Origin of the sequence: Wohlfahrtiimonas populi (assembly GCF_002006795.1) — a bacterium.
Classification (GTDB): Bacteria; Pseudomonadota; Gammaproteobacteria; order Cardiobacteriales; family Wohlfahrtiimonadaceae; genus Wohlfahrtiimonas; species Wohlfahrtiimonas populi.
Genome location: NZ_MVDN01000012.1, coordinates 21440 through 42560, shown reverse-complemented (window position 1 = coordinate 42560; position 21121 = coordinate 21440). Strand labels below are relative to the sequence as shown.

The following is a 21121-nucleotide window of genomic DNA, read 5'->3' as shown; positions in this document are numbered from 1 at the left end:
GTAATAGCCAATGATCCTATTGGCTATTTCTTTATTATTCAGCCTTGTTTTCATTCTATTTTTCCCATTTTCATTCCCGCTACTCATCACAACATTATCTCTGTTCGTGATCATTACTTTAGCATTGGCTTATTTCATACAACGCCATCGACGCTTATGCATTCTCACAGCTATTGGCATTATGCTTGCATCCATATTAGCCATTCCTCAACTGCTCGATTATCAAAAAACCTTTCAGCAACTACCACAAACAGATACCTATCAATTTAAAATCAATAAAATCTATGCGGATGGCAAATCTGGTGAAGTCATCATTACAGCGCCACAACAGCTAAAAAACTATGCCATTCAATTATATAATTTGCCAAAGCATGAACCTTTAGCATTGAATGCTATCTATGAAACGAAGCTCACCATTCAACCCAATCGAGCTAAAGCAACCTTTCATAAACTGAATCCTCGTCTAACCCATTTAGTGAATCACAGAATTGGTACTGCCAATATCAAAGAGCCTTTAAAACTTATTCAACAGCCTGATGCATTGATGGCAACTCGTGTGGATTTATCCAATTACTTTCAAGAGAATCATTTCAAAAATGCTGATTTAATGAGTGCATTGAGCGTAGGTTTAACCAGCTCATTAAACCAACAAACGTGGGATTTATTGCGCCAAACAGGCACAATTCATTTAGTAGCAATTTCTGGCTTACATTTAACTTTCATCGCATTATGGTGTTTCATCATCTTAAAAACCTTGCTAGGTTTCTGCATGATTCAAAAACCTGCACCTTATCAAATCGCCGCAGTCATTAGCTTAATCATTGCCATCGGTTATGCATTATTAGCAGGTATGAGTTTACCGACACAACGTGCACTCATTATGTTTGGTATTTTTATGATTGCACTGCTCATTCGTTATCCGATATTAAATTTTCAGAGTTTAGCCACTGCACTTTTTATTATTTTAGTACTTGCACCATTTTCAGTAGTTACCATTGGATTTTGGCTATCTTTTACTGCTGTTTTAATCTTGATGTTACTCAGCCAATACCGTTTCTCTTTCATCATTGCTTTATTGCTCACACAATTAATCATCAGCACATTAGCAATTCCTATTGTGGCAAGTTTCTTCAATGAAGTTTCATTGATTAGCCCTGTTGCGAATTTATTTGCAATTCCGTGGACAACATTATTAATCCTGCCTTTTTTATTAATTGGTATATTAATTTTGCCGATTTCATCCACAGTTGGCCACGCATTACTGGAACTCAGTGATTACAACATCACGATGTTGATGAAATTTTTACGAGTCATGAATCAAATGCCTTATAGCCACATTGAAGTGCCTTATGTTCCATTATTAACAGCGGTTTTAATCACTGTATTTGCATTATTGATGATTAGAAAAATACAATGGCGATATCGATTATGCTATTGCTTGGGCATTGTGCTCGCCATTGTTTATACATTCAAACCTGATAGAGATGAATACTTATTAGCTTTGCCTGTAGGCGAAGGATTGTCTGTTTTATTGAAAAGTCATGAAAAAACTTTATTATTCGATACTGGCCCATATTTTCGTGGGTTTGATAGCGCGGAAATCACAACATTACCAACTTTGAAAAATATGAACATCCATCAGATTGATAACATTGTGCTGAGCCACGATAATCAGCAACACATTGGTGGTACTAAAACAATTCGCAGAGCCTTTCCTCAAGCTGGCATGATTGTGCACGCAAGTTTACAGCCATTAATCAGTGAAAGTACAGAGTGCCAAGATTATCATTTCCAAAGTGAGCATTTAACCATTGAGCCACTCAATGCTCAAAAAAGCTGTGCATTTAATATTAACCTACATCATCAAAGAATTTGGCTCATTGCCAACATTACACAATCAGAGTGGCTGAAAATATTGCATCAAAATGATAAACCTAATGTTGTGCTATTTCCCAACAAAGGGCGAACACAAGACTATAAAATTCCTAAAAATTGGGATGATGTCATTATGATTGGTTCGACCAAAAATATTCATATAAAAAACCAGCACCAAAATATGCATAATGCCTATTATGGTGCTGTTAAAGTTATGATTTCTCAAACAGAACTAATTACTCAATCCGCTAGTGATACAGCGAACTTTTGGTGGAGTCGATCAATTTAGAAAAACTGTTTCATTCAGTTTGCCGACATGAATAAAAATAAAATTGCCCCACTAAATAGGCATAAAAGCTTTCCCTAGTTTTTTTATAGTGGGAGGATCTCGAACCACGGAAACTGCATTGTAGTAGAAAACGGACTGATTACAATACTATTTCGATTAATATTTTTAATAAGCATATTTAATAATATTAATAATGAATTTTTATTAATAAAATAATCCTAATTGGCGACCAAAATTATATTCAGATATCATATACCCAAACAACTTCAAGTTTTTAGATCAATATTTAACGAATCTTGAAAAGCAATGCGTATAAAATATCAATTCAATAAAATATGGTGAACAATGTTTAACTGGCTATTCAAAAAGAAATCAATCATCCCTCAAGAGCACATTGATTTTCAATTTGAAACTTATAAATGGTTTATAAAAAATAGTGGCCCAGATTATTTCTTTGCGCATACTCAGCTTATTTTACCCACACGTGATTTTTTTCCAACAGTCGTCAATTCTGCCGAAGCAATGGCAACTCAAACCATGCAGACAATTAAAGAGCAGATTGGCATTGTAGCTTGGCCATCTCGTTTGATTTTACAGCCAGAAGAAATAGAGCCGAACATTAATCACAATGCTATAGTACAAGGAATTCCACAAGATCCCGCAGGAACTTTTAGCATTAATAATGGTATTGCTTTGATTAGCTATAGCTCTAAAATTACTAGAGATCCTGTTAATTTAGTGGTAACATTTGTCCATGAGTTATCACATTATCTCACTTATACTTATGAGCAAGCACCGCCAGATGGCTGGGAAAACTGGGAATATGCAACCGATATTACAGCAACAATCATTGGTTATGGCATATTCATGGCCAATACAGCTTTTAATTTCAAAACCAATTCATGTGGCTGGCAAACAAGCCGTTTTGGTTACTTATCTGAATATGAACATAGCTATTTTTCTAGCACTCAAAGACTATTCACCAAAAGATGTAAAGCCTTATCTTAAACAATATCTCTATAAATCCCTCAAACGTGCATTTAAGGAAGTGAAAGCTTCATCACAATTGCAAATGCTTAGAGATTTAAATCCCAAGATTAAAGAATGCTAGATAAATTAATGACTAAGTTTTTCTCCAATAAAATCATTCAAACTTGTTAACCATTGTTCTCGAGTTTCAAAAAACTGTATGGTTAACTCATCATGATTCAATTTTTGGCCTGCGATTTTCTCTTTAGCTTTAATAAACTCTGTTAAACCAGTTTGATCTGCATGCTCACGAATAAATGATTTTGGATAATATATATTTTCAATTCTTCTTAACAAACCTGCTCTTTTAATACTGAGATAAATTTCTTCATATATTTTTTCTTTGACACTTAAATTACGATCATATTCAAAATCACTAATATTGTAATACTCATGAATATTTTGCGGATTAAGCCACTGATGAAGATAGAGATAATTAACACATTTATAGGCATAGTGATCTAATTTATGAGGTTGTGATATATGGATAATAAAATTCATATCAGTAGCCTCAGTTGGCATCAAAAATAGTATTGTTTAGGAAAAGGACCATCTTCATAATGATCATAATCTATATCTCTACCATTGATACATTTGTTTATAGCTTCATACAATTCAACTTCCCATAGCTCAGGCCCAATGGCTTTCGCACATTGAACTAATAATCTTTTAATATGCGCTTCTTCTATTTTACGTTCGGCATCAATCAAAAAAGGTTCTCTTAACGTACTTATATTAAAAACCAAAAAGCCTTTATTAGATTTCTCAAACCATTGATTAACCATATTCATATAAACTTCTTGCTCTTCTTTTGACTTGAGATGAAAATTACTCCAATTAATGGGTGCAAAATCTGTTGCTTGCCATTCATCATAAAAATCAGGGTCATATGCCCAATCACGAGTTTTTAAAAATTCACTCTTTTTTGTATTATAAATTTCTTGCTCTGATTTAGATTTTAATGAAANGCCCAATGGCTTTCGCACATTGAACTAATAATCTTTTAATATGCGCTTCTTCTATTTTACGTTCGGCATCAATCAAAAAAGGTTCTCTTAACGTACTTATATTAAAAACCAAAAAGCCTTTATTAGATTTCTCAAACCATTGATTAACCATATTCATATAAACTTCTTGCTCTTCTTTTGACTTGAGATGAAAATTACTCCAATTAATGGGTGCAAAATCTGTTGCTTGCCATTCATCATAAAAATCAGGGTCATATGCCCAATCACGAGTTTTTAAAAATTCACTCTTTTTTGTATTATAAATTTCTTGCTCTGATTTAGATTTTAATGAAAAATTTAATTCATTTGTTGGTGCTTCAGCTGTAGATAACCAAGATTTATATTGCTTGTGTATCAACTCATAGTCACCAGACAGCTCAAATTGAGCATAACAAATTCCGATCATTAAGAGAAAAATAACAAATAAGCTTTTTATAATTTTTTTCATTTTGGCTCACAAATCAGTGATATTAGTTTTCGCTGTATTTTATTGATTACCAATAATTAAAACAACTATAAAACTCTAATAAAAAAGCAGCATTAAAATAATACTGCTTTTTATAATTAATGATTCATTGAAGCAATCGCACTGCGTATTAATCCCTCATCAATCACTTGGAAATCATTGATGCATTGTTCATCATATTCCCGTAAGCCCATTGAGTTTGAAAGAACTGTAAATCGTTCCAATGCACTTTCGATGTAATGTAATGACTTAAAGTCCAATTCATTCTGTTCACTACTCATAATGATTGTTCGATAAGGTGTTTCGTAAGGTTTGATACTGCCTGCTTGAGGATGGCTCAATAGTTTATGCCCTTGGTGAACATAATCACGTGCCTTCAATAAAACATCCTGATATTTTTGAACAACCACCAATTCATCGTGGCTATATTTATTCTGAATCAGTGGATTATTAGTAATAATGATATAACTCATTATATTTCTTCCTTAACCTGCTTAGCTTTTCTAACGCGAATAGTATCTGCAATCCATAATACGATAAACCAAATTGGTGTCAGCAATAAAGCATGCAATGTATCTTCTTCAAACATCAATAAAACAATGACGAATGCAAAGAAAGCCAGAACTACATAGCACATAGTGATCCCACCAGGCATTTTATAAATAGATTTTTCATGTTTTTCAGGGCGCTTTTTACGATAAGCAATGTAGAAGAGTAAAATAATTGTCCAAATAAACATGAAACATACAGCTGATATTGTTGTAATGACTGTAAATGCACCCATAATTGTTGGGTTAATGAATAAGATGAATGTCGTCAATGCTAAGCATGTAATTGAAAATAATAATGCATTACTTGGGATATGGCGCTTAGATAATTTTGACATGCATTTTGGTGCCTGCCCTTCTTTAGACAAGCCATAAACCATGCGACTAATAGAATAAACGCCACTATTGGCTGCGGATGCTGCTGAGGTTAATACGACAAAGTTAATGATACCTGCCGCAGCTGTAATCCCTGCTAAGCTAAACATTCCCACAAAAGGGCTTTTATCGGGTGAAATTTGATTCCAAGGTGTGACAGAAATGATCGCCATCAGCGCAAAAACATAGAAAATAACAATCCGAACAGGAATCGCATTAATTGCTTTAGGCAAAGTAATTGTAGGATCTTTTGTTTCAGCGGCTGTCATTCCCACTAATTCAACACCCACAAATGCGAAGACTGCAATCTGGAAGCCAGCAAAGAACCCCATCATGCCATTTGGAAAAAATCCGTTATGAGCCCAAATATTGCTTAATTTAGCTTCTGTACCTGTGGGTGATACAAAATTTGTGCTAACTAAATAAATACCCACAATGATCAAAAATACAATGGCAATGATTTTAACCATGGAGAACCAGAATTCCAATTCACCGAAAACCTTCACAGAAACTAAATTCAAACCATATAATAAAACAATACATAATCCTGAAGGTAGCCATATTGGTAGATTTGGCCACCAATACCAAGAAAATTCAACAACTGCTATCACGTTTGCTGTTCCCATTGTGATCCAGCAAAACCAATACGTCCATCCTGTAAAAAACGCCGCACGATCTCCTAATAGATCGCCCGCAATATCATTGAAAGAACGGTAATTTGTATTGGATAATAAGACTTCGCCTAAAGCGCGCATCACGAAAAAGAGCATGATGCCAATGATTGTATATACTAAAAGAATGGAAGGGCCTGCCAAACTGATTGTTTTGCCTGCGCCCATGAATAATCCAGTACCAATTGCACCGCCCAGTGCAATTAATTGGATATGCCGATTGCTTAAACCTCTTTCTAATCCTTCACCACTCTTATTTTTATTGTCCATGGTTGTGACCTCATTGCAGATTAAAGACATAAAGCCGAGATTGAAGAGATGTAAAAATCTCTTCAATGCCCGATTTCGTTATGATTGAGCTAACTTAAAATACAGTTTGGTCATCAATAGAAGTTTCTAGCGCGGACAATGCTTTTTCCACTAAACTTCTTCTCAATAACTTTTCGTCCTCTTTATCTAATTTTGGATTGCCCAAAGGATGAGGAATTGCAACTGCTGGGATAATACGGTTAGCACCAACTGTCAATGAGATAGGAACCACTGTTGCAATGTGAACAACAGGCATAACTTTTTCAATTTCTTTTACGAGCGTTGCACCGCAACGCGTACAGGTGCCTCATGTCGAGGTGAGTATCGCAGCAGATACACCTGCATCTTTCAGTTTTTGTGCAATCGCCGCACCAAATTTTTTCGCATTAGAAACTGATGTACCATTACCCACTGTTGTATAAAACAGTTCGTAAAGTTTACCAATTCTGCCTTCTTTTTCCATTTCTCTCAAAACATCCACAGGCAAAACACGATTGGGATCTTGATTACATGCGACAGGATCATAACCACCATGCGCTGTTTCATAGCCTTCTGGTGTTAATGTGTCCACGCCCACTAAAGAATATTCACCATATTTAGATGCACTCGATGCTTCGATACGATTAGGGTTACCATGAGGTACAACACCCCCTGATGTCACTAATGCAATCGTTGCATGTGCCATATCTTTAATCGCTGGCTGTGGCTCTACACGATCAAATACTGGCATTGGATATTCTGTTTCAATTGCTTCGCCTTTTAATTTACGAACTAGCATTGCAACAGCACGCTCTGCACCACGTTTTTCAGCAAAAGTATTGATACGAATCACGCGTGGCATATAACCATCTTCCTTAGGATCTAAGCCATTTGCGCCCTTTTGAATGAATGCTTCTACCAATTTCACCATATCTGGCAATGCCTGGCGCATACTTGCAGCGCTATTGCCTGTACCAATCGTGAACATAAATGGGCGATACAATTCGTAACCTGGGTTTTCTTCGTACATGCCACTGATCACAGGAATACCAAGCTCAGAAGCAACTTTAGCTGCTTGACCGCAAGCCATACCATAACGGCCCGCGTTGAATGCAGGACCTGCAATTAATAAATCAGGCTTCGTTGCCGTTAAGATCTCTTTAATTTTTGCAGTGACTTTGTCAACGTTTTCGTTAGCATAGTCATCACCACAAATAATTGTCTGAACGATCTCACCTTGGCCTTTCAATAGATTTTGGATTTGACCACCTACAGCAACTGCACCATCAAATGCTTCTATCGGAAAACCAGCAGCTTCTTCACCACCTTTTTGACCAAAGAATTGGTTCAAATAATGAACAATACGTAAACTCATAGTATTCTCCTAACCCGCAACAGTTGTTAGATTATGAAAGCCCAGTTCACTAGTTGCACCAGTGATTGCCTGAATCTCAATGGAAATTGAGCCATCTTGATGCAAAGAGCCTTCAAAACCACCCGCAATCATATCTGCATAATGAGGATGTCCAATCACTCGATCCAATTTTGGCAATTGAATGATTTGGTTAGCATTACCATTACTCACAACAGCATCCGCAGCAGGATGAGCATCTGCCAATGATTGGCTTTCACCTTGCCAACCTGCATATTCATCTGTGAGCAATACAGTTTTAATGCCAGCTTCTTCTAGCTTACGGCAGTTCATCATTAAGTCAGCATCTGGGTTACCAAAACCTTCTTCAGAAATAATCGCCGCATCCAAACCTAACTGCACAGCTAATTTCGTGACCATGTTAGATGAACGCTCTTTATCCGCTAATGTTACGTTCTCATTCGTGATGATCACGCCCACAAAGTTATAATCTTTGCCATGGCGCTTATAGAGCTCTTCGATGATTGGGCTATTTTGATGCACATAAGTTGGGTTCTTATCACATGCAGATACACAGTTACCACTTGTGATCGCACCATCCATCGCTTCTGTTGGATACATTAATGTTGGCACAATTGTTTTCACATCCACACCATAATAATAAGTATCGTGCAATAAACCTTGGCTTTGCAACATATACACATAGCCTACTTTTGGTAAATTAGCATGTTGTTGCAATTGTTGTGGCAATGGCAATGTTTCAAATGATTGAGTATCATTGGGCTGAACATCTTTACCCAATAAGCCAATCCAACGGGCAACAGCTTGACCAACTTTTCTCAACACCGCTTCATGCTGATATTGATTGCTTTTACAATGTTCATTCACTTCAACGCGAACCACTAAGTTCATTGTCTTAGAAAATGGCGTATATTGCGCACCTGGGCCAGTCATATCAATGATGCCTTCTTGGAAGCCTACAACATGCCCAGTTGTCACAACTGCGACACCTTTAAGCACATGTGTTTTTCCTTCACCGACCATTGCTTCTTCACCCGGATTAAAGCCTGGGAAAATGCAACCATTGCCTGCAACTTTAACACGTGGCTCGATCACATCCTTCACAGGCATAATGCGAACGCTATCACCAGGTTTCACAATATCCAGTTCTACTTCTGTGATTCTGGCATCCAATCCTTTGATATATTCCACCAGAGAATTCTTATCTATCGTTAGGATGCTTTGATCAACGCCCATCTTGGATCCAAAACAGAAATCCTTGATATGGATATATCCTACCTCTAACTTCATAACAAACTCCTTAAGCTTGTTTCTTTAGATATCATAAGAGAACAATGATTTATGATTATTTCTTATGCCCCTTTACAACAAAAACTCAAAACGACTGCTAAGCTAAAAATCTTTTTAAGGCTATCTTGGCTTGATCTAATGTTGCAGGATTCACCATCACCACAGGCCCTGTACATCCCATACCTGTTTCAGCATAAATGCCTTCCTGCCATAAAGTAGACTTTGCGTCTTCAATTTCTAAAATATCAATGCCATGAATCTCTTCACTCACGACAGTTTTTTCTGGCATTTTGATGGATTCAGAAGATGGATTAGATATTGGTGCAACTTGTAATTCTTTTAAAATCTCAGCTAAACCCGCTTGATTAGCACTTTGCCATTCATCCTGCCAACGTTGCATCACATTGCCTGCCACAATTTTCCCACAAAATCTCATAGCTTCTGCAATTACAGGGATGCCACTTGCACGGGAAATGATTACGATTGGATTCTTTTGTTCTAAACCTAAACCAACACCATAACCACAACCAACAGTTTCAATATTTCCACCGCTTTGGCTTGCACTCCATAACTTCACCAGTAAATTGCCTGTTAAGCTGTCACATACCATTACATCTGGTGTACCTTGAATTAAGTCATTACCACGCATCAAAGCGCCACCATCAGCACGATGTGAACCTGCCCATGTCAATGAATAACTATTATTGGCTAGCTTATTTAAAGCACGCTCAACACTTGGCGCATTATCAATATTTAAAATTCCCACCGTTGGTTTTTCAACACCTAGAGCTTTTGCTAATGCAATGCCTGAAATGGCATTCTTGATCATTGCTGCAACACGCACAGTATCGCTACTGCCTGTTGTGGATGCCAATACCATTTTTCGGCCTGTCGCTGGGCATACTAAACAGGTAATGGTTGCAACACCCAATGGAAATGGATAATGCAATGTTACGGCTGCATCGATCTCATTTTTTTTAAATAACTCATTCATTTTACAATGTGCATCAGGCAATTCTTCAGAAAGTACATGATGCAAGCCATCTGCTGATTTTGGCCCAATCACCACGGCATTGACTTCATCTGAAACCAACTGAGCAGCCGTCACTAGATCTTCTGCTGGCAATTCACTACCCAAAGCTGTTAATGCCACAGAAACTCTACGATGCTGCCCTTTCAAACCATCCGCAGCGCTTTTAAGTACTTCTGCCAATTCTTTTGCGTATGTCATCGTTAACCTCCATTTTGATCAGTTAACTCTTTCGCAACTTTCAGCATTGCATCACTCAACAACTCTTTTAAAGTTTCCACATCACTGCCTTGAGCCGATGCTTTTTTACCTGTATTTTTCTCGATCAAAATACTGACACCATCAAACTGATTCGTCATGCGACCTAAGAACAAACTGCCTTTGCCCACCAACATAAAGTTATTCATGGTGCCTGCTTGAATACCATGACAACCATGGCCAATGAATGGTGCCCCCGATGGAATATGCCCTTGAGTTGGTGCATAACCTGGCATGCCTTTGTCTTTCACAAACTGAGGCAAATCTTCACGTGCAATCCAACCTTCTTTCACGCTCAACGCCGCAATCATTTTATAGTTAGCCTCTGGCACATCACCGGCACCTGCTGGCTTTGTGATTTCAGGGTTTTGCATCTCTGTGCAATATTTATCGACATCTAAAGTTGTTAAACCATTGCGTTTCAATGGCTCAGAAATCAAAGCACTCATCACAGCTTGTGGCGCTGAACCTGTACCAATTGTATGTCTACCCACAACATTAGTATTAATGATTGGACTTACACCATCATTTGCACTCACAAGCACTGCAAAAGAACCCAAAACATCTTCCAATAGTGGCATACCATTTTTAAGATGATCTTTACCATTCATTCCTAGTTTTGCAACACAGCCACCCGCAATGACGAGTACATTTTTAAAAATACCACTCTGCACAAATGCAGCGGCTTGCAACATTGCATGTGCAGGGCCTGCACAGAAACCACGAACATCAATACCTGTTGCATTGGTACAACCTAAAGATTCTGCAACTGCTTTTGCCAAGTTGCCACCACCGCGCTGATTAATGTCACCAATGGCCTCTTCTGAACATTCAATGATATATTCAACCGTTTTTAATTGCTCTTCAGGAATTTGCCATCCTGCTAGCACTGCGGTTGCTTTTGTTGTTAAATTTTCTAACATGACATGGGATGACAAGTTAATATCTAGATCATGCGCTGCTTTCACACAGCCAATCAATTTGCCATCTAGATATAGATCTGCCGCATGATTCTTTGTCACTAATGTTTGTATTTCTTCAGTTGTTGATGCTTTTGTTTGAGCAAATAATGCTAAATCCTTCAACTTATGATGAGATTTTGCAAGATCTTTCGCAAGATTCATGAACTCTTCTGTGAATACAGTGAGCTCAAAAACATCCACATAATCTAAAACTGTATAGAAAATAATTTCATTTACAATTTCACCAAATTTACCCGTAGCATCTGATTTTGCAGTGGTTTGATGCCAAGGCTGAGCAACCTGACTCAATGCTTCTGGCGTAATATTACCGATGTAACATTGATTCGGTGGATATGAAACCACTTCATCAAATTTTCTCAAATGATCTTTAATTTTAGTTAGATAAACATCATCTGGGTGAGTTTGTTTCGTTTGATACACCACAGAACCATGATGCTCCAATAAGGATGGCGCATGTGCCAAGACGTAACCAAAATTTTTAATAATTGCGTGACTCATGAACACCTCTTTATTCTTATTTTGATAAGAGTCTTGCGCATAAAGCGCAAGACTTTGAGACACTCAATAAACACTAGGTTTAGAGATATTTACAATATTGGTCACGGAACTCTTTGATCTCTGCTTTTAATGCATCGACATCAAGCACCATTTCCATCATACCAACTTGATCTTCATAGACTTCAGGATTAACTGAGTTTTTAATTTCATCTTCTACGACGTGATAACAAAGGAGTCCTAACTGAACTCCGGCCAATGGTCCTGCGAATGTTGGATCGCCGTTTGTTACTGTTTCACATGCTAAGCCTGCTGATTCTGCTTCAGCTCCGCCTAAAATTACGCAGATATTTTCTGCACCATGCTTTTCAGCTAACTCTTTAACGCGACGTTGATTCTCTAGGTCCATTGCACCTGCGCTTGTTCACACAAAGCATTCTGTTGTTGCAAATACCACCTCTGCACCTACTGACTCCATACAAGTCTTAATTGCATCGCCTGGTACCCCATCACGGTCGCCTAAGATAATGATCTTTTTACTTTTGAGATCCATCTTTATGACTCCTTTCTACTAATGAAAAACAATTAAATCTATACAAGGTATGATTTAATAGCTTGCTCGATCTGATCAATGTCCAGATCTTCGCCTGATAGGTGCTCTTTTCTTTCGCCATCTTTAAAAATTAAAAAAGAAGGCAGCCCCATAACCTTTTGCGCCATTGCTAAGCGGCGTTGTCCTGCAATATTTAAAGAACAAAATTTAACTTTATCACCATAAGTTTTTTCAAGTTCATGAACGCTCGGCATTAACTCCATACACCTGCCACAGCTTTCACCCCAAAAATCGACAATGACTAAACCTGTACTTGTTTCTGTATCAAAATTATCTTTATTCAATTCAATCATTTAAAACTCCTTATTTTTATTTCATAAGTTCTACAATAATTCTTCAAAATTAGATTTCTGAGGTTGTGTTAAACGAATGTTTTCTTTGCCTTTGGTCAAGCCCACAATCGTTGGTAATTCTCTGATTTGATAACGTTCTGCCAAGCGCTTATTGCGAGAAGCATCCACAGGTACAATTTTAAAATCATGATCTTGTGCAAATGCTTCAATTTCTGGCATTAAAGCTGTGCTTTCAGCTTGCAATGGCGACCAGAAAACAGCTAATACCGGTTTATCTGCACCCAATACATGCTCTTGCCAATATTCTTCTTGCTCTATGTATTGCAAGGCAGCAACTGCAGCAGTTGCACCATCACCTGTTGCTGTCACAACTTGACGAAGGAATTTATCACAGACATCACCAACAGCAAAAACACCTGCAACTTCTGTTTCTTGCTTTTCATCTACGTTGATATAGCCCCATTGATTCAATGGAAATTTACCTTTAAGCCAATCTGTTTGTGGTACTGTGCCCACAAACATAAATACACCTGGTGTTTCTAATTTTGTTAATTCACCTGTTTTGATATTTTTAAGTTGCACAGATTCAACTAATTCATCACCTTCAATTGCAGCAATTGTGCTATTCCAAATAAAATTAATTTTAGGATTTGCAAAGGCTTGCTCTTGGGCAATTTTATCTGCATCTAATTTACCTTCTTCATGAATCACAACCAAATTCACCTGATTGACAACTTTAGTAAGGAAGACAGATTCTTCTACTGCTGTATTGCCTGAACCGACAACGACAACATCAAGATCTTCATAGAAATCTGCATCACAAGTTGCACAATAAGAAACACCACGACCTTTAAATTCTTCTTCACCAGGAATACCAATGATTCTAGGCTTTGTACCTGTTGCGATAATGATGGACTTTGCAATCACTTCACCATTGTTTTTTAACTGAATATTTTTGTGGAAACCATCAGTATCAATCGTAAAACCGATGACTCGATCTTTTAAAAATTGAGCGCCAAACTTTTTAGCATGTTCATAAAATTTATTGCTCAAACCTGAGCCTGTATCGATGATGCCAGGATAGTTTTCCAACTCTGAAGTTGTCGCACATTGACCGCCCATTTGTGTTTTTTCTTCAATCACTAAGGTCTTTAAACGACCTCTTGCCGCATACAAAGCAGCACTTAATCCGCCAGGGCCACCGCCAATTATCACTACATCATAAACTGCCTTTGTCATTGTATTTATTCCTATTCAGCAAAATTTATTGATTGAAATCGTTATCTTCCTTACTGAGGCATATTTTTTACAACAAAAAAAGGAATGTCTTCTAAAAAAGACATTCCTTTTGAATATTCATTACAATTCTACCAACTATGGTGCAATCTTGGCTTTGCACACCTTTTTCGCTAATAACCACACCGTGGTTACTTGTTAATCCTAATCAATAGCATAAAAGGTAAATCATCATAGTTATATTTTCCATATTATTTTAATAAGTTTTATATAAAAACATTTTTAATTAAAACAAATACTATCATTCATAATTTTATCTAGCAATAGATAAATTACGAATGAATTATAACATGACTTTTAAATAAAAATACACTTAAGATCAAATTTTTATTGACACAAACACAAGAAAATTTTAAATTTTATTTGCAATCAACATGTTAAAAATTTGACCGGTAATACAAAAACTTATAAACAATCAAAAAAATAAAGCCTCAATGAACATATGAGGCTTTATTCAAATTCTTAAAATTATTTATATAATTACTTTTGCTCGCTCAATTGCTGCTTTTACCTGAGCAGGCGCTGTGCCACCAAAATGATCACGAGCATTCACAGAACCTTCCAATGTTAATGCTTCAAATACATCTGATTCAATCAATGAAGAGAAGTTTTGCAACTCTTCTAAGCTCATTTCAGATAAATCACGAGATGTATCTACGCCCAATTTAACAGCTTTACCAACGATTTCATGCGCATCTCTGAATGCTATACCTTTACGAACCAAATAATCTGCTAGATCTGTTGCTGTTGAGAAGCCTAACTTTGTGCGCAAATACATATTATCTTTCTTCGAAATAATTGCAGGCACCATATCAGCAAATGCACGTACTGAACCTAAAACTGTATCTGCAACATCAAAAATCGGCTCTTTATCTTCTTGGTTATCTTTGTTATATGCTAAAGGCTGGCTTTTCATCAATACCAACAAACCCATCAAATGACCAAATACACGGCCAGATTTACCACGCACTAACTCTGGTACATCAGGGTTTTTCTTCTGAGGCATGATGGAAGAACCTGTACAGAAACGATCAGGTAAGTCAATGAAATCAAATGCTGGCGTTGACCACAACACTAACTCTTCTGAAAAACGCGATAAGTGCATCATCAAAATACTTGCAGCACTTGAAAACTCAATCGCAAAGTCACGATCTGATACTGAATCTAAAGAATTTTCAGTCGGTGCATTAAAACCTAATAATTCTGCTGATAAGTGGCGGTTGATCGGGTAAGTTGTACCTGCTAACGCAGCAGCACCTAATGGAGAATAGTTCATACGCTCCCGACAATCTTGAAAACGTGAACGATCACGCTTAATCATTTCAAACCAAGCCATTAAATGATGACCAAATGTAATAGGTTGAGCTACTTGCAAATGTGTAAAACCAGGCATGATTGTGGAATATTCACGTTCAGCTAAATCAATGATACCTAACTGTAAACGTTTTAATTCATCATCAATTAGATCCAATGTATTACGAAGCCACAAACGAATGTCTGTTGCAACCTGATCATTACGAGAACGACCAGTATGCAAACGCTTACCTGCAATGCCAATTTTATCTGTTAAAGCAGATTCAATATTCATGTGAACATCTTCTAATGCAACCGACCAATTGAATCGCCCTGCTTCAATATCCATTTGTACTTCAGTCAAGCCTAGGATAATCGCATCAAAATCCTCTTGAGATAAGATATTTTGTTTAAATAGCATCTCTGCATGCGCTTTAGAGCCTGCAATATCTTCTCTATACATGCGCTGATCAAATTGCACCGATGCTGTAAATGCTTGTACAAATGCATCTGTGCTTTCTGAAAAACGACCGCCCCACTGTTGATTCACTTTCTGTTCAGACATCCTAAATCCTTTCACTCTATTTAACTATTTTCGGGAACTGAATCACAATTTCAGCACCCTGCATTTTTCCTTCCGAATATATGGCAATTTTACCATGATGTTCTTCGATAATCTTTTTAACAATGGCTAATCCTAAGCCTGTACCTTTTGGCTTAGTTGTCACATACGGCTCAAATATTTTTACCATTTGGTCTGGATCAAAACCAATGCCATCATCCTTAATGGATAATATAATCCAATCACTATTCTCTTTGACTTCAACCTCAATTTGACCTTGCTGTTCGATGCAAGCCTCAATGGCATTTTTCACTAAATTATGTAAAAGCTGACGCAAACGCAAGCCATCACCCAAAATACATGCTTGATCACTTGTGATATTAGTATGAATTGCAACGCCCGCAGGATAATCCTGATATAAATACATCACTTCTCGCACTAAACGATTTAAATCCAATTCAACCAATTGCTGCTGTGAACTCTTCGCATATTGACTAAATTCATCCACCATTGTTTTCAAAGCTTTCACTTGTGCAATGATCGTTTCCGTTGATTTATCAATCACTTCTTTATCTTTGTCCACCAGTTTATCTGAGAAACGTAATTTCAAACGCTCTGCTGATAATTGAATCGGTGTTAATGGATTCTTAATTTCATGCGCCAAACGACGGGCAACTTCGCTCCAAGCAGATTCACGTTCGCCACTGATCAATTGTGTAATGTCATCAAAAACAATGATTTCACCACCTTTTAAGCCAATCTGATCATTTTCTTCAGAACCGCGGACTGATAAAATTTGCTGAGAACCGTTATGATAGCGACTAATTTCTGTCCGCCACTCTTTCTCTTCTGTGGATTTTAAGAACTCCAAAATCGGCATCATAAAACTTTTCAACGATTCAGGTGCATTTTGTAATGAAGCCGTAGATAAGCTTTCCATATCCTTTTCTTCAACGCCTAAAATCGTTAAAGCTGCATTATTGAATACACGAATCTTGCCTTTTTCATCCACCACCAAAACACCTGATGATAATTTTTCCAACAATGATTCTAAATGTGCACGCTCTGCTTCCAACAAACCTTGGGAATTTTGCGCAACTTCATGGGCTTTTTTCAATTTTTGAATCATCTCATTGAATGAAGATGTTAAAAAGCCTATTTCATCTTTCGATTTCACGCGAATCTTACGCTCTAAATCACCTTCTGCCACAGCTTTTGTTGCGATGGATAACTCACGAATAGGCTTAACAATTCTGCGAGATGCAAAGAATGATCCACCCAATGCTAATAAAACTGATAACAATGCAACTAAAACAAGAATCACCAATAGATTCATTTTAAAGGGTGCGCGCAATGATTTAAATTGCTTATAATACTGCACAGAATCTCGCGTTGAATTGGCTAACTCTGTGTATTTATCAGGAATTTCATAAAATGACTGAATAATGTATGGTGATGTTTCAGAAACCTTGGTCACAACACGCACGCGCAATTGTGATTCTGAAGTTTGCTCTAATACAACATATTCCATACCTTGTGCGACGCTCATAAAAATAACGTCATTAGGTCTTTCTGGCATCACTTTTTCAAAGTCATTGGATGCAAAAGCAACAACATTGCCACGCCCATCAAATACAGATAATTCCATCGAGTTAATGCTTTCACGAATATTTTCAATATAAAAGCCTAAATCATTGATGGGAATTGTGGTTAAACGCTCAGCTGTACTTTGTGTTAAATTCAAAGCATCTAATCTACGAATATCTAATGAGGATTTTGATAAAGCCAAGGCATCATCAAAACCTTTATCAAGAGAAGTATCAAACCAACTATCAATGCCTTTGAAAACCATTGTGATGGAAAAGAATAACAATATTGTCAAAGGTAATAATGAAATGCCTGAAAAGAACAGCATCATCCTTAAGTTTAATCTCGAACCAATATAACCTTTACGATATGTGCGAATTAAACGAATTAAATAATGCCCAACAAATATGATCAGCAATAAAAAGCATAATCCACCTGCTGCTAATAACCACACAAAGTTATTAGAATACTGAGAAACTGATTCTAATGACTGGCTCATCATTGATAAAATAATGACCAATAACAGTGACAAAATTAACAGTGGAAAAATGCTCTCTTTTTTAGCCTTTCTTACCATGGTGTGAACTCCCAATATTTCCAACCTGTATCCAAATTCCACTCCCGCGATAGATATGCAGGAATTCTTAAAGGTGTTGGTAATTCGTTAATATCCAATTTCAAACGAACACCGCCACGATAAGCTCTATTTGGCTGGCGATTCACAATCTCAATGATCATATTTTTAGGTTCTGCAATATAGGCCAATGCTAAACTCAAAGTCGGAAAATTTTCATATTTCTTAGTGCGATGCGCATGCACGACATATTGCTGCGTCAAAGCATTATAAGACACAGTATAGTTATACGTTTTTTGCTCATTGTCACCTTCTAGCCATGCTAAACCTACTTTTTCTTCCACCACAAAAGTGTAGCTGAATGTCAAAGAAATCCCATTTTGTAGGATTTCTATCTGTTCTTGACTCATTTTGATGGTGGCTTCGATGGCCAATTTATACGTATCCTGTTTATTGCCATTTTTCACATATACAGAAGAGATCGAAAAATCTTCCGCAAAGCTCATGATAAAACATGAGCTCACGAGAATCATCCACAAACAAAAACGCTTAAGCATGAGCCTTTTGAATCAAGCAGTAATAGAAACCATCCATTTTTTCAGGAAGTTCTGAATATATTGGCAAAATTTGATAACCATAAGATGCGCGTTGTGCAAATGGTAAGTCTAATTCTATTTCGCTTGCGTCATCATATCGTCCGAAGAATTTCTTCATTTGCTGTTCATTTTCGTCTTTTAAAATCGAACAGGTTGCGTACAACAAACGCCCGCCTGCTTTTAATTGAGCCCAAGCATGATCCAAAAGTTTTTCCTGAGTTTCCACTAAAAGTTTAATATCCGTTGCTTGGCGTAAACGTTTAATATCAGGATGACGATGAATAATACCAGTTGCTGAACATGGTACATCCAACAACATTGCATCAATCGTTTCATCCACTGTAAAACATTCAAAGAATTCTGGAATCAGTTGAATTTTATCAGCCAATTTACGTGGGAAAACGCGATCAATATTCTCTTGCACACGATTCAAGCGACTTTCAACACTATCAATGGCAAAAATATAATCCAACTCAGGATTACTTTCCAACATTGCAATCGTTTTACCACCGGGTGCTGCACAAGCATCAACGATCACTTCATCTTTCTGTGGCGCTAACAATTTTGCAGCCAGTTGTGCACTTGCATCTTGCACTGAACACATACCAACATCAAAATGAGGTAAATTTGCAACAGATACGGCATCCTTTAATACAATCGCAGACTCAATGAATGCATGCTTTTCATGCTCGATGCCAGCTTCTGTTAATTGAGCTGAATATTCATCACGATTGGTCTGCAATGGATTTACTCGAATGGTCATTGCTGGATGCGTTAAAAAATGATCCGCAATTGCACAGGCATTTTCAACGCCCCAATGATTAATAACGTATGATGACAACCATTTAGGCAATGAAACTTTTGCTAAGTTTTTCGGTAATGGCTGCAAACCTTCACGCAATACTTTACGCAAAATACCATTCGTTAGACCAACAGCCCATTCTCTGTCCATTTTACGAATCAAATCCACCCAGTTATTAACTGCCGCATATTCAGCAGTGTTCATTGTGGTGATTTCATAAATTGCGAGCAAAAGTGCAAGATAAACATGTCTTTCAGATTGTTTGATAGGCTTTTGTAAGTAATGCTCTAATTGAAATTCTAAAATTTCAAACTGGCGCAATGCACCATAAATCAAATACTGTGCAAAACGTTTATCATTATCTGACAATGCACCTGTTTCTGAAGTTAACAATTCTGATAACGATTGACCTTCTTCAATCTTATACAAAATATCTACAGCACAAAAACGTGGATTATTCACTAATTTCAAAAATGGATTAGGCGCAGGTGCTTTTTGTCGTTCATGCATTCTTGGCTTAAAAGTTTTATTTTTACCGCCAAAGCCTCGCGCAGGCTTCGATTGACCATTATCATAATAAGTGCGTTTGCCTTTCTCACTATCTGAACGTTTTTTATGTTCAACTTTAGGCTTGTCAGATTTTGGTTTATAACTAACTTTTACACCATTTAGAGTTGTTTGTTCACTCATTTACTTTAATTCCTCTAAATGAAGCTGTGTGCCTTTTAAAAACTCTGATGCCAACATAGCTTTTTTGCCCGCCACCTGCATCGTAATAATTTCCATCAAATTTGATCCTGTATTCACAAATAGCAATCCATCTTTCACTTCTAAAGTGCCAGGATTCTTTGTACTTGGCTCATTCGTTAAACGTGCAACCCAAACTTTAAATAATTGCTCATTCAATGTTGTATGTGAACAAGGCGCCGGATTAAATGCGCGAATTTTACGATCCAATAACTCAGCAGGTTCTGCCCAATTGATGCGAGCTTCTTCTTTCGTTAATTTCTCAGCATATGTTACGCCCTCTTCAGGCTGAGGAATGGGTTGGGATTTGCCTTCTAAAATCGTTGGCAAAGTTTCAATCAATAAATCAGAACCAATCTGCTTCAATGCAACAAATAGTTCACCAGAATTCATGGTTTCGGTGATAGTAATTTTACCTTCACTCCAAACTGCACCAGTATCTAAACCTTTATCCATTTGCATAATGGCAATACCTGTTTCAACATCACCTGCTTCAATCGCACGCTGAATAGGTGCAGCGCCGCGCCATCTTGGCAATAAAGAACCATGAATATTGATACAACCTTTTTTAGGTGCATTCAAAACCGCTTCTGGTAAAATTAAACCGTAAGCCACAACCACCATCACATCTGCATTCAATGCATGCAATTCTGCTTGAGCTTCTTCTTTACGCAGTGATACAGGTTGATATACAGGAATATTATTTGCCTCTGCCAATTCTTTCACAGGGCTTTTCGTTAATTTATTGCCACGACCTTTTG

The 21121-nt window shown here is 37.1% G+C and carries 17 protein-coding genes; 2 read left to right on the top strand and 15 right to left on the bottom strand.

Annotated elements, in window-relative coordinates; all coding sequences use genetic code 11:
- Positions 1 to 10 precede the first annotated feature (10 nt).
- Positions 11 to 2164 carry a DNA internalization-related competence protein ComEC/Rec2 gene (locus BZK16_RS11665; RefSeq protein ID WP_077929075.1) on the top strand — a complete coding sequence of 718 codons (2154 nt, stop codon included), beginning with the start codon at positions 11 to 13 and terminating at the stop codon, positions 2162 to 2164.
- 345 nt (positions 2165 to 2509) lie between these two features.
- Complete coding sequence (locus tag BZK16_RS11660) at positions 2510 to 3172, top strand: hypothetical protein (protein ID WP_077929074.1); 663 nt, start codon at positions 2510 to 2512, stop codon at positions 3170 to 3172.
- 108 nt (positions 3173 to 3280) lie between these two features.
- On the opposite strand, the gene BZK16_RS11655 is transcribed toward BZK16_RS11660, so the two are convergent.
- The 15 genes from BZK16_RS11655 to fmt all read right to left on the bottom strand — a co-directional run bounded on the left by BZK16_RS11655 (position 3281) and on the right by fmt (position 21086).
- The gene (locus BZK16_RS11655; RefSeq protein ID WP_143691175.1) at positions 3281 to 3694 is read right to left on the bottom strand and encodes a hypothetical protein; all 414 of its coding nucleotides are present in this window, start codon (positions 3692 to 3694) and stop codon (positions 3281 to 3283) included.
- Positions 3695 to 4764: 1070 nt separating this feature from the next.
- Entirely contained in the window at positions 4765 to 5139 is a 375-nt protein-coding gene (locus tag BZK16_RS11640) for a GrdX family protein (RefSeq protein ID WP_077929070.1), read from the bottom strand.
- Entirely contained in the window at positions 5139 to 6530 is a 1392-nt protein-coding gene (locus tag BZK16_RS11635; RefSeq protein ID WP_077929069.1) for an amino acid permease, read from the bottom strand. The genes BZK16_RS11640 and BZK16_RS11635 overlap by 1 nt, the downstream gene beginning before the upstream one ends.
- A 94-nt stretch (positions 6531 to 6624) precedes the next feature.
- Positions 6625 to 7923, bottom strand: coding sequence for a glycine reductase complex selenoprotein B (gene grdB, locus BZK16_RS11630; RefSeq protein WP_077929068.1), 1299 nt, complete (start codon positions 7921 to 7923; stop codon positions 6625 to 6627).
- A 9-nt stretch (positions 7924 to 7932) separates the two neighbouring features.
- A complete protein-coding gene (locus BZK16_RS11625) occupies positions 7933 to 9231 on the bottom strand; it encodes a glycine/sarcosine/betaine reductase component B subunit (RefSeq protein ID WP_077929067.1) in 1299 nt (432 codons plus the stop codon).
- A gap of 97 nt (positions 9232 to 9328) precedes the next feature.
- Positions 9329 to 10462: a glycine/sarcosine/betaine reductase complex component C subunit alpha gene (gene grdD / locus BZK16_RS11620; RefSeq protein WP_077929066.1), complete on the bottom strand. Its 1134-nt coding sequence runs from the start codon at positions 10460 to 10462 to the stop codon at positions 9329 to 9331.
- A gap of 2 nt (positions 10463 to 10464) precedes the next feature.
- On the bottom strand, positions 10465 to 12000 hold the full coding sequence (gene grdC / locus BZK16_RS11615; RefSeq protein WP_077929065.1) for a glycine/sarcosine/betaine reductase complex component C subunit beta: 1536 nt from the start codon (positions 11998 to 12000) through the stop codon (positions 10465 to 10467).
- 79 nt (positions 12001 to 12079) lie between these two features.
- The gene (gene grdA, locus BZK16_RS11610; RefSeq protein ID WP_077929064.1) at positions 12080 to 12550 is read right to left on the bottom strand and encodes a glycine/sarcosine/betaine reductase complex selenoprotein A; all 471 of its coding nucleotides are present in this window, start codon (positions 12548 to 12550) and stop codon (positions 12080 to 12082) included.
- 38 nt (positions 12551 to 12588) lie between these two features.
- Positions 12589 to 12903, bottom strand: a complete 315-nt coding sequence (locus BZK16_RS11605; RefSeq protein ID WP_077929063.1) for a thioredoxin family protein — start codon at positions 12901 to 12903, stop codon at positions 12589 to 12591.
- 30 nt (positions 12904 to 12933) lie between these two features.
- Positions 12934 to 14142 (bottom strand): FAD-dependent oxidoreductase, encoded by a 1209-nt coding sequence (locus BZK16_RS11600; protein WP_077929062.1) that lies wholly within the window; start codon positions 14140 to 14142, stop codon positions 12934 to 12936.
- Positions 14143 to 14671: 529 nt separating this feature from the next.
- Positions 14672 to 16057: an argininosuccinate lyase gene (gene argH, locus BZK16_RS11595; RefSeq protein WP_077929061.1), complete on the bottom strand. Its 1386-nt coding sequence runs from the start codon at positions 16055 to 16057 to the stop codon at positions 14672 to 14674.
- A gap of 16 nt (positions 16058 to 16073) precedes the next feature.
- Positions 16074 to 18218: a sensor histidine kinase gene (locus tag BZK16_RS11590; RefSeq protein ID WP_077929060.1), complete on the bottom strand. Its 2145-nt coding sequence runs from the start codon at positions 18216 to 18218 to the stop codon at positions 16074 to 16076.
- Positions 18212 to 18748 carry a DUF4390 domain-containing protein gene (locus tag BZK16_RS11585; protein WP_233145292.1) on the bottom strand — a complete coding sequence of 179 codons (537 nt, stop codon included), beginning with the start codon at positions 18746 to 18748 and terminating at the stop codon, positions 18212 to 18214. The genes BZK16_RS11590 and BZK16_RS11585 overlap by 7 nt, the downstream gene beginning before the upstream one ends.
- A 16-nt stretch (positions 18749 to 18764) precedes the next feature.
- Positions 18765 to 20303, bottom strand: a complete 1539-nt coding sequence (gene rsmB / locus BZK16_RS11580; RefSeq protein ID WP_077929058.1) for a 16S rRNA (cytosine(967)-C(5))-methyltransferase RsmB — start codon at positions 20301 to 20303, stop codon at positions 18765 to 18767.
- Positions 20304 to 21086 (bottom strand): methionyl-tRNA formyltransferase, encoded by a 783-nt coding sequence (gene fmt / locus BZK16_RS11575; protein WP_408645575.1) that lies wholly within the window; start codon positions 21084 to 21086, stop codon positions 20304 to 20306.
- Positions 21087 to 21121 lie beyond the last annotated feature (35 nt).